The 13917-nt window shown below is 53.6% G+C and carries 12 protein-coding genes; 5 read left to right on the plus strand and 7 right to left on the minus strand.

The window, feature by feature from the left end; genetic code table 11:
- Window positions 1-64: 64 nt before the first annotated feature.
- Window positions 65-2038 (minus strand): peptidase U32 family protein, encoded by a 1974-nt coding sequence (locus EYB48_RS16060; protein ID WP_162021389.1) that lies wholly within the window; start codon window positions 2036-2038, stop codon window positions 65-67.
- Window positions 2039-2263: 225 nt separating this feature from the next.
- On the opposite strand from EYB48_RS16060, the gene dacB reads away from it, so the two are divergent.
- The 4 genes from dacB to EYB48_RS16080 all read left to right on the plus strand — a co-directional run bounded on the left by dacB (window position 2264) and on the right by EYB48_RS16080 (window position 5593).
- A complete protein-coding gene (dacB, locus tag EYB48_RS16065) occupies window positions 2264-3712 on the plus strand; it encodes a D-alanyl-D-alanine carboxypeptidase/D-alanyl-D-alanine endopeptidase (RefSeq protein WP_162021390.1) in 1449 nt (482 codons plus the stop codon).
- A gap of 265 nt (window positions 3713-3977) precedes the next feature.
- Window positions 3978-4364, plus strand: a complete 387-nt coding sequence (locus EYB48_RS16070) for a hypothetical protein (protein WP_162021391.1) — start codon at window positions 3978-3980, stop codon at window positions 4362-4364.
- A gap of 1 nt (window position 4365) precedes the next feature.
- Window positions 4366-4557, plus strand: coding sequence for a helix-turn-helix transcriptional regulator (locus EYB48_RS16075; protein WP_162021392.1), 192 nt, complete (start codon window positions 4366-4368; stop codon window positions 4555-4557).
- A 58-nt stretch (window positions 4558-4615) separates the two neighbouring features.
- The gene (locus tag EYB48_RS16080; RefSeq protein WP_162021393.1) at window positions 4616-5593 is read left to right on the plus strand and encodes an alpha/beta fold hydrolase; all 978 of its coding nucleotides are present in this window, start codon (window positions 4616-4618) and stop codon (window positions 5591-5593) included.
- Window positions 5594-5646: 53 nt separating this feature from the next.
- Here EYB48_RS16080 and EYB48_RS16085 read toward each other — a convergent pair whose 3' ends face one another.
- From EYB48_RS16085 to EYB48_RS16110, 6 genes are all read right to left on the minus strand, one after another.
- A complete protein-coding gene (locus tag EYB48_RS16085) occupies window positions 5647-6819 on the minus strand; it encodes an acetyltransferase domain-containing protein (protein ID WP_235935201.1) in 1173 nt (390 codons plus the stop codon).
- Window positions 6820-6842: 23 nt separating this feature from the next.
- The gene (locus EYB48_RS16090) at window positions 6843-8981 is read right to left on the minus strand and encodes a TonB-dependent siderophore receptor (RefSeq protein ID WP_162021394.1); all 2139 of its coding nucleotides are present in this window, start codon (window positions 8979-8981) and stop codon (window positions 6843-6845) included.
- A gap of 426 nt (window positions 8982-9407) precedes the next feature.
- The gene (locus EYB48_RS16095) at window positions 9408-10316 is read right to left on the minus strand and encodes an AraC family transcriptional regulator (protein ID WP_202927810.1); all 909 of its coding nucleotides are present in this window, start codon (window positions 10314-10316) and stop codon (window positions 9408-9410) included.
- A 40-nt stretch (window positions 10317-10356) separates the two neighbouring features.
- A complete protein-coding gene (locus EYB48_RS16100) occupies window positions 10357-10845 on the minus strand; it encodes a GNAT family N-acetyltransferase (protein ID WP_235935221.1) in 489 nt (162 codons plus the stop codon).
- 135 nt (window positions 10846-10980) lie between these two features.
- On the minus strand, window positions 10981-11799 hold the full coding sequence (locus tag EYB48_RS16105) for a sugar phosphate isomerase/epimerase family protein (protein ID WP_162021396.1): 819 nt from the start codon (window positions 11797-11799) through the stop codon (window positions 10981-10983).
- 39 nt (window positions 11800-11838) lie between these two features.
- On the minus strand, window positions 11839-12678 hold the full coding sequence (locus tag EYB48_RS16110; protein WP_162021397.1) for a phytanoyl-CoA dioxygenase family protein: 840 nt from the start codon (window positions 12676-12678) through the stop codon (window positions 11839-11841).
- Between the two features lie 178 nt (window positions 12679-12856).
- Between EYB48_RS16110 and EYB48_RS16115 the strand changes: the two genes are divergently transcribed.
- Window positions 12857-13792: a LysR family transcriptional regulator gene (locus tag EYB48_RS16115; RefSeq protein ID WP_235935203.1), complete on the plus strand. Its 936-nt coding sequence runs from the start codon at window positions 12857-12859 to the stop codon at window positions 13790-13792.
- Window positions 13793-13917: the final 125 nt, after the last annotated feature.

The following is a 13917-nucleotide window of genomic DNA, read 5'->3' on the forward strand; positions in this document are numbered from 1 at the left end:
AGGCGGAGTCAGTCCGTCTGAGCCATTCAGGCTGGAATCGGCGATCTCAGCGATCTCAGCGATATCAATGATTCGCTGGTCTGGTCTTGTGAAATACCAGCGGGCTGTAAGCGACAGACGATGGCGGAGGCGCTTGCAGAATATGCGGTTTCATCGCGCCGATGATATGCATTTCACAGGGCTTGCAGTCAAACTTCAGGGTGTATTTTTCTTCACCAGTTACCAATGTCATGGGTTCGGCCTTAACCTGCCCCTGCACACCTTTCACGCCCTTAGCCTGTTTCGGACAGAGGTTGAATGAAAAACGCAGACAATGCTTGGTAATCATCAGTGAGACTTCACCCGCTTCTTCATGCGCCTCATACGCAGCGGCGATCAGTTGCACACCATGCTTCTGATAAAAGGCACGTGCCTTGCTGTTATACACATTGGCCAGATAGCTGAGTGTGGTTTCAGGATATGGCACAGGCGGTTCCTGCGCAGGAGTGCGCTGCGGACGCTGCCAGGCTGCACTGCGCGCCGCTTCATGGGCCGCCACAGCATCACGGCGCAAGGCATTGATGACGGAAGACGGGACGAACCAGGGCTGACGCAGACGCAGTTCCACGCTGGCGGCTTCAAACATGGTGTTACCCAGCTTGGCCAGACTGTCACGCAAGCCGGACTCTGCTTTATCAGCCTGCTGCGCCGGCTCCAGCGTACAAGCCAGCTGTACCGCAGAATGCACACCATCTTCATCGGTCATGGCCAGTTGCAAACCTTGCTCATGGTCAGACAAGGTCAGCCAGACTGGCACCCGGCGCTCGGCTGATTTTTTGGTCAGCGCCTGTTCCCAGCGGTGATCGCGGTTACGGTTAATCAGCAAGCCCACTTTCAAGCCAGCCAGCTCACTGATTTTTTCATTCGGGAATACGCGCCAGATTTCGCCATTTTCATTGCTGCCCTGACGTTCAACAGTATTCGCCTGTATGCCCATCACTTCGCGCTTGAGCATGTAATTCAGGCCGTCGCCATTGGCCATGGCTTCATTGGTTTCCAATTCAAACCAGGTGCTGCCTATGCGCGTGACGTAACCCAGATGCAGGCCCACATATTTGGGCGAGTCGAAGGCACCGATGTTGTCCAGCCTGCCGTTCGCAAAATAATCGGTATGACCGCGATGGAAGTTTTTATCCACGTCCGGTGTGAAAGCAATCTGACTGCGGCCACTGGAGGCACGGCTGAATTCCGGCCTGCGTTCCAGAATTTCATCCAGCAGCAGGCGGTAATGGGCGGTGATATTTTTGACATAGCCCATGTCTTTATAACGGCCCTCAATCTTGAGCGACTGCACACCGGCATCAATCAGGGCTTCCAGATTACGGCTCTGATCATTGTCCTTCATCGACAGCAAATGCTTTTCGTAAGCGACTACCCTGCCCTCACCATCAGTCAGGGTGTAAGGCAGACGGCAGGCTTGCGAACAGTCACCGCGATTGGCGCTGCGCCCGTTATCGGCATGCGAGATATAGCACTGCCCGGAAAACGCGACGCATAAAGCACCATGCACAAAATATTCAAGTGGGGTCGCCACTTCAGCCTTGATCGCGCGGATCTGCTCTATCGTGAGTTCACGCGCCAGCACCAGTTGAGAAAAACCGGAAGCGCCGAGGAAGCGCGCCTTATCCACCGTGCGGATATCGCACTGGGTACTCGCGTGTAACTGCATGGGCGGAAGATCCAGCTCCATGATGCCCATGTCCTGGATAATCAGCGCATCAACGCCCGCATCGTAGAGCTGATGGATCTGACGGCGCGCCGGTTCCAGCTCGGACTCATGCAAAATGGTGTTCATGGTGACGAAGATGCGCGCATGATAGCGATGCGCAAAGCGCACCAGCTCGGCGATCTCGCTGACCTCGTTGCTGGCGTTATGGCGCGCACCAAACGAGGGGCCGCCGATGTACACCGCATCCGCACCATGCAGGATGGCTTCTTTGCCTATCTCTATATTTTTGGCGGGGGCTAGCAGTTCTAGCTGATGAGCAAGCAGGGTCATGATCAAACCAGTGACGGGGAAAAGGGCGAAATTATAACGAAATCAAAGGCTTATGTCCTGTTATGTCCCGATTAGCAGGCTTTATGAGCAAAAAACCATGTTCTTTTCCGTAGCGGCGACACCCGCTACCGCAGCCCCGGGCAATTGACCAGATGCAGTCAGCGTGGTCTGATGTGCGTATCGGCCTTCAATACCAGACCTTACACAGTTTTCCTGAAACAAGCTATGTTAAAAAAACACCCGCTGTTATACCGCTTAGTCCTGCTACCCTGCGTGCTGCTACTGCCCGTATCTGTCGCTTTGGCCCAGAATGCACTACCTGCCAAAGTCAGCGAATTACTGCAGCAAAATGAAATACCTTCGTCTGCCTTGAGTCTGACCGTGATTGCGGCAGACAGCACGACACCACTGCTGCAACAACAGGCAGAACAGCCAGTCAATCCGGCCTCCACCATGAAACTGCTCACCACCCTGAGCGCGTTGGAAGAACTGGGTCCGCAATTCCGCTGGAAAACCCGCTTCATGAGCGAGGCCACGACCACCCGCGAAGTCCTGAAAGGGAATCTGTACCTGAAAGGCGGTGGCGATCCCAATCTGACCTGGGATAAGTTTGCGCTCATGCTGCGTACTCTGCGCCAGCAAGGCATACGCAAGATCCAGGGTGATCTGGTGCTGGACCGCAGTTACTTTAATCCGGTAAGAATCGATCTGGATGCAGCGCCATTTGATGAACATCCCGATGCGTATTACAACGTGATCCCGGATGCGCTGCTGATACACAGTAATCTGAGCTCTGTGCAAATTACGTCAGACAGCAAAAAAATTCAGGCCAGCCTGCTGACACCGCTGGATAAAGTCAGCATAGAGACACATCTGCATTTCAACCAAAAAAGCTGTGCTGACTGGGAAAAAGAATGGCAGCCGCCACAAGTAACAACACAGCCGCGCGATGTGCTGGAGTTGCGCCTGAGTGGAGGCTTTCCCAAAAACTGCCAGATCACGAACCATCTGAATCTGCTGGATCGCAATCAATACATCGCACGCCTGTTCCGCCAGCTATGGCAGGAAATGGGCGGCAGCTGGCAAGGTCAGGTCGTCGATGGCACGACACCAGACTCAGCGAAACTGCTGGTCGAGCGGCAATCCGACACGCTGGCAGAGACAGTGCGGGTGGTGAATAAATTTTCCGACAATATGATGGCACGCAGTCTGCTGCTCACATTAGGTGCGGAACAAGCAGCAGCGGGCAGCAGTCTCGACAAAGGCAGGCAAAGAATACGCGACTGGCTGCACAAAAAGAAGATCGCCGACAATGCGCTGGTGATAGAAAACGGCTCTGGTTTGTCGCGCAGCGAGCGCCTCAGCAGCCAGCTGCTGGCGCAGGTGCTGCAGAGCGGCTGGCGCAGTAGCTGGAATGCCGAATACCAAAGCAGCCTGCCCATCGTGGCGCTGGATGGCACTATGCGCCGCCGCCTGAAAGGCAGCGCCGCTGATTCACGTGCACGTATCAAAACCGGTACCCTGAAGGACAGCGTGGCCGTTGCTGGTTATGTACGCGATACACTGGACCAGACCTGGATAGTGGTTGCCATCGTCAATCATGATGCGGCCTCCAGAGCCAAACCCGCGCTCGATGCGCTAATTGACTGGGTCGCTGCCGGGCGGCCGCAATAAAGGTAACAACCACACTCAGGAATTTTTTGTAAAGCGTGCTTGACATCGTTTAATTTAAGCCTACAATGTCAAACATGCTTTACATCATTAGTGCATTACAGGCTTAGCGTTTCAAGGATCAGCAGCGTTTTCAGCTGCTTCTTTTTTCACTGATGATGTCAAGTACGCTTTACAACAATTCAGCATGCGTCTGTGTGGCACATGCTTTTTTTAAATCCTGCGATGTCAATGAAACTTGACATCAGCCAGCAGCAAGGAGAATGCCATGCGTGAAAAAGAAATGAAGTCTCTGTATTTCCGTGAAATGTTTGCCGCCATCGGCGTGTATCTGCTGGTCCTTTTCAGCGTAACGGCCTGGATCAAAGACATGCCGGACAGCGTAATGAAGACGGCCCTGGCGTTGAGTCCGGCGTTGCCGGTGGTGCTGATGTTCTGGGCCATCCTGCGTCATGTGGCGAGAATGGATGCGTATCTGCGTGGCTGGCTGATGGAAAACATCGCAATAGCAGGCGGCATCACCGCCATGTTCAGCGTGACCTATGGCTTTCTGGAAGGCGTAGGCTATCCACGCATCAGCATGTGGGTCGTCTGGAGCATCTTCATGGGTGGCACAGGCATCGTGACTTGTGTCCGTAAGTGGATGGAGAAATAAGATGCGCAATATCGTCAAAGAACTGCGCAGCGCGCGCGAATGGAGCCAGGCCACATTGGCCGATCAGCTCGAAGTATCGCGGCAAACCATCAATGCGATAGAAACCGGGCGCTACGATCCCAGCCTGCCGCTGGCGTTCAGCATCGCTCAGCTATTCGGCAAGCCGATAGAACAGATTTTTTTTATGGACTAAGTTTGTATTACAGCGTCTGACACATACAGAAACCGTAGCGCTCACAAAGGAGAATTCCATGTCATCTGCATTCACTCTACTCACCCACATCAGGCACCTCACAAGTATCGCTGCTTTGAGTTGCACGCTGATGCTCAGTTACTTCAACGATGCCCTGGCCGCAGACAACAACACTGAAAAAACTGCTGTCGCTGCAGTCAGCAAAACGGTTGTCAGCAGCTATCAGACTGGCAGCCTGTATGTGGATCAAATTGGTACACAAGGTGTCCCCATCATCCTGATTCCAGGCTTATCCAGCGGTGCTTATGTATGGGATGATCTGGTGCAGCGTCTGCAAAAAAACCATGTTCTGTATGTGCTGACGCTGGCCGGGTTTGATGGCAAGCCTGCGATGGATGGGCCAAAATTGTCACGCGCACGTGACTCTTTGCTGCAATTAATTACTGAGAAAAAAATTGATCGCCCGGTGCTGATCGGTCACAGCCTGGGTTCGGCACTGGCCATCTGGTTTGCGGAATCGCATTCTGACAAAATCCGTGGCGTATTTGGGATTGATGGCCTCCCCGTCATGCCGCGCTCAGAAAATTTGACTGCAGAGCAAAGACAGGAATTCGCCTCACGCATACAACAACAGTATGCGCAGCAAACACCGGAACAGTATGCAGCCGGACAGCTGCAATACATGCGCAATATGGCCATGACCGGCAATCAGTTCACTGCCGATTTTACACAACGCAGCGCACGCAGTGATATCGCAGCAACCGCCGCCTATATGAGTGAACTGTTCGCCACCGATATGCGTCCGGATCTGCCAAAAATCAGTGTACCTGTCACCATCATCTCGCCTTACTATGCACCGGATTTTGCGGCCCTGAACATGACAGAGGCAGCTAAGACCGACTACATACGCTCTTTAATGCCGGGACTGAAAACCCTGAAACTGGTTTCCATTCCCGACTCGCGTCACTTTGTGATGCAAGATCAGCCCGAAGTGCTGGCGAACGAGATCAAGCTTTTCTTAACGACGCTGCGCTGATTTCTCAAGCTCACCGACGAGTACAGCCAGTTGTAAGCACACAGCAACTGGCTTCACAGATACTTCACCCAAGCACGATGCGACTGCCGTTTAAAGCGTAAAAAGTACAGACATGGGATATACAAGACAGGAATCAGACATACCGTAATCAGCCACAGCTGCCCGACACTGTCGACCCCAAAGCGGGCACCGTGGTTCGCCCCCCAGCACAACAAGGCCAGCTTCTGCAGGATCAGTAACAGATACAAATGCAGTAAGTAGTAAAACATGGGAACACCGCCAAATACAGCCAGCCCGCTTAAGCGTTGCTGATAGCGTTCGAGCACAGGTAATAACAGACAGGCGACACCCAAGGTCAACAAGACAAAATTCAGCGAGGGCGGATATTTAGTCAAATTAAAAAACGCCATCAGTGCGTGCCAAGCCGGCACGTCTGCCTGACGTGGCCAGACATCGCCATATCCGCTCCAGCTGCGTAGCAGCACAAAACTCAGCACAGCTGCAAAGCCAGCCAGTCGCAGCAGACGGGCGCGCTTCGCGGCGGATACTGCAGGCGCAAACCAGGGGCCACACAAATAGCCGAGCAAAATGACGCCTATCCACGGTAACAGCGGGTAGCTGACGCGGATATGCATGCCCGCCACATCAGGCAGATAGCCACGTTGCAGCAATACCGTCCACACATACTGCCATTCGCTCCCGCTCAGCCTGATCAGGTGAGAAAGCCAATGTTGTCCTGCAATCGACAATACGGCGATCAAAGCCAGAACCATCAGTGGCAGCCGATACAAGACGCCAAGCAGTATCATGCAAAGACCGATTACCCAAATCACCTGCAAGTACCATGTCGCAGGCGGAAACTGTCCGCTCCAGGCAAAGCTGACCAGGCTCAGTTCCAGCACCAGCAGGAATGCGCCGCGCCGGAATAAAAACGTCCGCAAGGCATACGGATCCTGGTTTTTTTGCTGGTACAGCCAGGCCGACAGACCGGTCAGAAAAATAAAGACAGGCGCGCAGAAATGTGCAGCGAAGCGTGACCAGAACAAGGCGCTGCCAGTCTGTTCCAGCTGCATGGGATCGCTCACTTGCTGGTGCAGGAAAAAAGTTTCTCTTACGTGGTCAAGTAGCATCAGTAGCATGACCAGACCACGCAGAATATCGATAGACATCAGGCGGCTGGCGGAACCGTGCTGGTCTGCCTGACGTGGCTGAATCATAGTAGTCATCAATAACGCTCTCTGTTTCCGGCTCAGAACCGGTGACGCAAATAGGCGCTGATCTGGCGCGGATTGCCAGGCGTCACCCAGAGCTGGCTGTAGGAACTGGTGTAGTAGCTGCGGTCAGTCAGGTTATCAATCTGCAGGCTGAGCTGGGTACGCTGATCCAGATCCACCGTGGACATCAGCTTGAGGCTGGTGTAAGCCGGTAAGCTAAAGTCACTGCTGACCGCGACATCACCGGCGCGCGCGCCTACATATTGTGCACCTGCGCCGACAGAAAAACGGTAGCCTGCCCAGTTCCAGCCCTGCTTCAAAAACAGCGAGGCGCTGTGTTTCGCTACATTCGGCAAGCGGCTTCCGGTCTGTATCAGCTTATCACCACGGGTCACCCTGGCATCTGTATACGCATAGGCAAACGAAAGCTGTAAGCGTTCTGCGATTTCACCCGACACATCCAGCTCCAGCCCACGGCTGCCCACCTCGCCGGCAGCGACTGAAAAGTCGGTATTGAGCGGATTGGTGGTCAGTACATTGGATTTATGGATGTCATACAGCGCCAGTGTAGCCTGTACTTTTTTGTTGTGGCTTTCAGCTTTCAAACCGAGTTCATGCGATGTGCTGCGTTCAGCAGGAAATGCGAGGTTATCGATACTCACACCGCTGTTAGGCCGAAAGCCGCGTGCACTGTTGATGTACAGCGCCAGCTCAGGCATCAGCTGATACAGCATGCCTACGCGTGGGCTAGTGGCTGACAAGGATTGTTGATTCAGTGCTGCATTGCGCACATTCATCACGCGCTGATCATACTGATCCAGACGCACACCGGCCAGCAATTTCCATTGCGGCGTAAAACTGATCTGATCCTGCAGATACAGTGCTTGCGCCTGTTGCTGCTCCTGCGTATTGATAGACAGGGCAAGCGCATCAGCCTGGGCACCATATACCGGCTGCACGATATTGATCAGGTAAGGATTACTGGCTGAAGGATTACGGCGCAGTTGAATACGGCTATCATCGAAGCGATACATGTCCAGTCCGAATAACAGCTGATGCTGCAATGAACCGGTAAACACTTGTCCCAGCAATTCAATCCGGCCGGAACGATCTGTCGCAGAAAAATCGCGGTAACGACGCTGGCGACGCAGGCTTTGTCCATCTGCCAGCAAATTATTTGCTTCGCTGGAGTAGCCGTTCAGACTGCTGTCACGATAGGATAGCCCGCCCTGCAAGGACCACTGTTCATTCAGTCTGTGATGGACGAACAACTGGTGTCCGTTTGAGCGCACCCGCATGTCACCATCGGCTGGCTCACCCAAAAAGCGCTGGGGTGAGACCAGTCCCAAACGTCCCTGAACTGCGAGGACACCGCGATCAAACGGTGTTCTTTGCTCATTCGCTTCCATTTCATAGGATATGCTGGTCTGCTCACCCGGAGTCCACAAGAACGAAGGCGAGATCAGTTGGCGCTCTGCATGCATGAAATCGCGCGCGCTACCTGTATGTTCACGTACTGCGTTCAGGCGATATGCCAGCTGGGCACTTAGTGGCCCACTCAGATCCGTTGCCACGCGCCAGCCTTCATGACTCATCACACCCAGCTCTATGCTTTGCAAAGGCTGAAATAAGGGCTTCTTAGTCATGATATTCACACTGCCGCCCGGTTCGCCGCGTCCATACAAGGCAGATGCTGGTCCTTTCAGAATTTCTACCGTCTGCGTATTCGCCACATCCCGCACACCGCTATAGCCACGGCTGGCGTTAAAGCCATTGACCATATAATCGGAACCAAAATTGGGATCACCGGTAAATCCGCGCACGGCATAGCTATCCCACAAGCCACCCAGATTGCTCTGGCGGGCAAAACCGCTGCTTAAATCCAGCGCCCCCTGCAATTGCGTCACACCCGCATCTTGCATTAACTGGCGTGGTAAAACTCTGACACTCTGGGGCAGATCAGCGATGTCAGCATCTGTCTTGGTAGCGCCGGTAGCGGACAGGCTACGATAGCCGTCTTTTCTACCCTGTATCTGCACAGCTTGCGTCCCTGCATCTGCGGAGGCCGCCTCAACAGCATACGCAGCAGTATTCCAAACCAGTAAAGGAGGCGCAGCCAAAATCAACCAGCGCCGGGAAGCAAATCCAAACAATCGATGCGATGAATATGTCATGAAATTCCTGATAAAAAACGGGCGAGCATATCCATACACCGTCCAATGCTGCAGACTGGAATGAAGGGCATCATCTTCGCGGCCTAGCCCAGGCCAGCTAAGCGCTGCTGCAACACTTACAATGCACGCGACAGTCCTGCCGTTTCCAGATAATGGAAAAGCTCAAAAAAAAATGCAACAAAGTTGCATTTAAAAGGGAGAAAAAAGACAGGAACTCTTCGATTTACAACCAAGGAATACCTGCCATCACCTGCAACAGTGTTGCAAGTGATGGCATCATAAATCAAGCTGCATGAATTTGCAACGTTGTTGCATTAATTGTCGATTTATTTGCGCTTAGCAAGCCACACTGGCCTCGGCCTCAAAGCTGAAAGTTCAACGCACGATGGTCAAAGTTGTCAGCGTGCGAAGCACTACAGGTCAGATTTACTTCAGCGGCAGAAAAATATCCAATTCTGCCTGCTGCTCAGACACATCGGGGTAAAAACGTAGCCGTTGAAGAAAAACCGGGAAGTCGCGCAACTCCTCGCCGCTGGCGGGGAGCCAGGTATCAAACAGATAGCCTATGCTGTGTTCCAGCTGACTGTCCGGCCCGGTATGACGCAGCACGGCGCAGCGCCCGGCTGGAATGGTTTTCGCGATGATGCCAGCTGCCGCATACGATTCCGGCTGATCGACTGCGACACCAACATCCAGCCGGAACTCGGCTGCTGGCACATGATCCGGGTGCCCATACAAAATATTGAAGGTGCGGTAGCGGCTTGGTGGCAGTTTTTCCTGACGACGCCAGGCGATAAATTTCTGTAAGCTGTCACCGATCAGCGCAGGATCACCACGGTGTTCCATACAGGCCAGCGCAGTCGCTGGGAAGTCGATAATACGTACATCTTGATGCGCAAAAGTCATAGCAACACTCCGGTTAGCGGGAATCAAAGAACAAGCCTGATGCCAGGTCGGCCAGTCGGGTGCGGCGCGAAACGCGGTGGGCGATTGCCCGCTCATTTGTCTGAATGCTCTGGAAAAAGCAGCGAGTGATTCAAAACCATGATCGAGCGCGATGCGGGTGACTGACAAGGAAGTGCGGAATGCGAGTTGAGAGCCGGCCCGGCGCAAACGCGACTGCAGCACATACTGATGCAAACTGAGTCCGAATGCGCTGGCGAACTGACGGTGAAAATGAAAACGCGACATCGCTGCCAGTGCACTGAGACTGTCCAGCGACAAATCTCCATCCGGACAGGCATCAATATAGGCGGCGATTTTTTCAAAACGCTGCCAATAATGCGCCCTTCTGGCTTGCTCTGTATGAGGGTTACTCTCAGTATTCATCTGCATTCCTGTTTCCTCCTGACAGACTGCAGCTTAAGCCTTGTGCTCATACCGGGTTTGATGAATCTTGCTGAATTGCGCCAACCGGCACCTCAGGTATACCAGGTACATCAGGCGCCGCCAGCTTCAGCAAATAGTAATCGCCATGCTCAGATGCCGCACGCTGCACCACTGTCCAGCCCATGCGCAGATAAAAGGCATATGCGGCGTGATTATTGACGACGCATTTCAAATGCCAGGGACAGGCTAAGTGCGCATGCAAAGCGTGCAGCAGACTGCGGCCGACACCACGTCCTTGCGCATGCTGCGCGACATACAAATGGTGGATAAAAGCATGCTCAGGCTGATACGAAAGAAAACCAGCCGGGACACCGGGTTCCAGTTCCGAGATCAGTATGCGCTCTCCGACAGAGACAGCAGCAAAATCATCTGCTTGCCTTGCAGCGCTGGGTAACCAGTCTGCATCGCGCAGTGCCTGACTGAACAGAGTTTGTATGGCTGGGAGATCTGCAGTGATGGCGATTCGGATTTGCATCAAGTTGAGCTCAGCGTGGATGAAGTGAGCCCATTATAAGACCTAAAAAAGCGCGCTGGGCTGAAACACAGACAACGCGCCATTCGTCTGTATTCAGCCTCAGGCGCTTGCCTGCTTGCCCGCTACTGCCTGATTTTAGTCCTGATAACGAGTACGCAATAGCTGCATCATCGCCACATTCAACTCCCAGGCATCGCTGACCACCTGATTGGTGTAAGGCAGGGTTTGTGTGTAGGGAGTCGGCCCAAACTCGGGTGTGATCGTCAGATAAGGCTCGCCACGTGCCTGGCGCTGCAGCAAGATCTGATCCCACCACCCTAAATGCTGTTCCAGCGCGGCGGCATGTTCCGGTGCACGGAAGTCATTCACTTGCGGGCCCTGCTGATGACCTACCCGCGCGTGGATATGGCGTACCTGAGGAAAAACCTGCGCCAGCATGTCAGCCTGATCTTCCAGCAGCGATTCGCAGGCGACACACCAATGCGATAAATCTGCATTGAGTTGCAGTTGTGGACGCTGCTGCAGATAAGGCATGAGTAACATCGGATGACCGCTGAAGCGGCTGCGATGAATTTCATGCACGATGGGCACGCCGGTTTCCTGACTGATGCTGTCGGCCAGATCCAGCAATTCACTGTTTTGCGCAAAGCTGTAAAAATCCTTGCCAGTATGGGTATTGACCAGCACGGGATTGGCCGCGCACGCGTTTTGCAGCAATTCGCGCAAGGCCTGTTTATGTGCATTGAAGTCACTGTGAAACACGGTCTCCCACTGCTGGGCGATCAGTAATAAGCCCGCATCTTCTATGGCCCGGGTCCAGGCTTCACGCTCTTTCTGCTCCAGCGGCAGCGACATTTCTATGCCATCAAAACCGGCTGCCTTCACGCTGGCGATCCAGCTGTCGCGCGCGATATGCGCATTGCCCCAGTGCGGGGCAAAAATTTGTAATTTCATGCTTACTTTCGCTTGTAAGTTCACGCGCCTGATAGGGTTTTACACAAATCCGCGTACCGGAAAATCAGGACCGCGTTGTATCCAGTTACCCGCAGAATACTGCGTCTTCCCATCCGTCACATGCAGGGTATAAGCGTGACGCGATACCGGCGAACGGTTAGGTGCGCTGTAATGCGGCAGCAAGCCGTGGAAGCACACCAGACTGCCGGCCTTCACTTCCAGCGGTACTGCAGTGCTGTCGTCCGGCCATGGCAGGTCGGATAATTTTTCTACCCTGACCTGATCCCCTTCCCGTACGAAGCGTTCGCGCATAGGGCTGCGATGACCGCCCGGCTCAGCCCACAGGCAGCCATTCTCCAGTGTTGCGTCTTCTAATGCAAACCAGAAGGTGGTGACGCTGACCGGATCAGTGTCGAAGTAAGTCGCATCCTGATGCCAGCGCACTTCACCACCGATGCCAGGCTGCTTGAAAATATACATGGATTGCCAGATTTGCGGCTGTTGCAAACCCAGTTGTTGCGCCACTGTCGCCAGCGCCTGACCGCGTGAGAATGCACTGAATACCGGGTCCAGATCATGCATCGCATGGCCTATTTTATTGATAGACAAGGCCTTGGCCTGACGCAACTGACCTTCGCTGTCAAACGCTTCTTCTTCAAAAAAGCAGCTGATGTTATTCGCGGAATTCAGAAAATAATGATCGATTTTCCTTTCCTGTTCCTTGGTAGTGAAAATCGAGACCGATTCAGCCGGATCAAACGCATCGACGATGGCGCCGGCGCGCTCACGCAGCGCGGCGATTTCAGTTGCGGTTTTAAAATCGGGTACGACCACATAACCATCCTGATGGAATTGGGCGATTTGCTCTGCATTTAACATAGTCACTCCTGAAAAATTAAGCTAGATAGCGCTGCGACCGTGTCTGGCGCAAGGTGTTGATGTAGCACAAGTGTAGTCAACTCTGAACCTTTGCCACAATACAGACAATCATTGACACATTGTCGCAAATTTATTGACAATGCTTGCACGGACCACCGCCTGTCGTTTAGGAGCATGCATGGATCAATTAAGAGCAATGGAAATTTTTGTCGAAGTAGCGCGTCTGCGCAGCTTCAGCGCGGCAGGACGTCAGCTAGGCTTAAGCCGTGCGCTGGTCAGCAAACATATCCAGCAACTGGAACAAAATCTGGGGGCCAGGTTATTGCACCGTTCTACGCGTGAGGTCAGCCTGACCGATAGCGGCCAGGCGTTTCTGGCTCCTTGCAGCGCCAGCGTTGAGCATGCGCGACAGGCGCGCGCCGCCATTGGCAATGACAGTAACATCCTGCAAGGCAGTCTGCGCATACAGGCGCCTAGCAGTTTTGGGACAGAATGGCTGGCCGATGCGCTGGCGCGCTTCGCCTTGCAGCATCCACAATTACAACCGAGTCTGCATCTGGATGATCAGTTGCTCGACCCGGTGCGCTATGGTTTTGACCTGAGCATACGGGTCGGCGGTATTCCGGACAGCCATGGTTTGCATATGCGGTCGATTGCACCTTGCCGTGGCGTTCTGTGCGCCAGCCCGGCTTATCTGGAACAACATGGCAGTCCACAACATCCGGCCGAGCTGAGCGCACACCGCTGCCTGCATTTTCAGCATCTGACCCAGGGTGTGCAATGGGAATTTCAACGCGGCGAAGAAAGGCTCAGTGTAGAAATCCAGCCCGCTTTCAGTTCCAATAATGGCAAGGTGTTGCACCAGGCTGCGCTACTCGGGGTGGGCATCGCCTATAACACCAGCTTTCTGGCCTGGCGTGATCTGTGTGAAGGACGGCTGCTGCCAGTGTTGGCCGACTGGCAGTTGCCGCTCAATCATTTCACCGCCTTGTATCCGGCCACCCGCTACGTCTCACCCAAAGTGCGCGCACTGATCGATTACCTGCTGGCGCAATATCAGCCGGAACCCGCATGGGATAAAGCTTTACGCGAAGCTGGCCTGTCAGCGCAGTGAGCAATGTGCGATTCAGGCAGATAATTAACGTGTTGCTAATTTACAATAATGAGAGCTGAAGTCATAACGCCGTGCTGTTTTCCCTTTCTATTTCCATGAAGAAAGATGACAATCAAGCACCTTCT

The organism is Cognatundibacterium crateris, assembly GCF_010078235.1.
GTDB lineage: Bacteria > Pseudomonadota > Gammaproteobacteria > Burkholderiales > Burkholderiaceae_D > Undibacterium > Undibacterium crateris.

Excerpts from the sequence above, each read along its gene's own strand:
- EYB48_RS16090 (WP_162021394.1), bottom strand. The coding sequence starts at position 8,981 with ATGACATATTCATCGCATCGATTGTTTGGATTTGCTTCCCGGCGCTGG.
- EYB48_RS16070 (WP_162021391.1), top strand. The coding sequence starts at position 3,978 with ATGCGTGAAAAAGAAATGAAGTCTCTGTATTTCCGTGAAATGTTTGCC.
- EYB48_RS16085 (WP_235935201.1), bottom strand. The coding sequence starts at position 6,819 with ATGACTACTATGATTCAGCCACGTCAGGCAGACCAGCACGGTTCCGCC.
- EYB48_RS16060 (WP_162021389.1), bottom strand. The coding sequence starts at position 2,038 with ATGACCCTGCTTGCTCATCAGCTAGAACTGCTAGCCCCCGCCAAAAAT.
- EYB48_RS16100 (WP_235935221.1), bottom strand. The coding sequence starts at position 10,845 with ATGCAAATCCGAATCGCCATCACTGCAGATCTCCCAGCCATACAAACT.
- EYB48_RS16115 (WP_235935203.1), top strand. The coding sequence starts at position 12,857 with ATGGATCAATTAAGAGCAATGGAAATTTTTGTCGAAGTAGCGCGTCTG.
- EYB48_RS16080 (WP_162021393.1), top strand. The coding sequence starts at position 4,616 with ATGTCATCTGCATTCACTCTACTCACCCACATCAGGCACCTCACAAGT.
- dacB (WP_162021390.1), top strand. The coding sequence starts at position 2,264 with ATGTTAAAAAAACACCCGCTGTTATACCGCTTAGTCCTGCTACCCTGC.
- EYB48_RS16095 (WP_202927810.1), bottom strand. The coding sequence starts at position 10,316 with ATGCAGATGAATACTGAGAGTAACCCTCATACAGAGCAAGCCAGAAGG.
- EYB48_RS16075 (WP_162021392.1), top strand. The coding sequence starts at position 4,366 with ATGCGCAATATCGTCAAAGAACTGCGCAGCGCGCGCGAATGGAGCCAG.
- EYB48_RS16110 (WP_162021397.1), bottom strand. The coding sequence starts at position 12,678 with ATGTTAAATGCAGAGCAAATCGCCCAATTCCATCAGGATGGTTATGTG.
- EYB48_RS16105 (WP_162021396.1), bottom strand. The coding sequence starts at position 11,799 with ATGAAATTACAAATTTTTGCCCCGCACTGGGGCAATGCGCATATCGCG.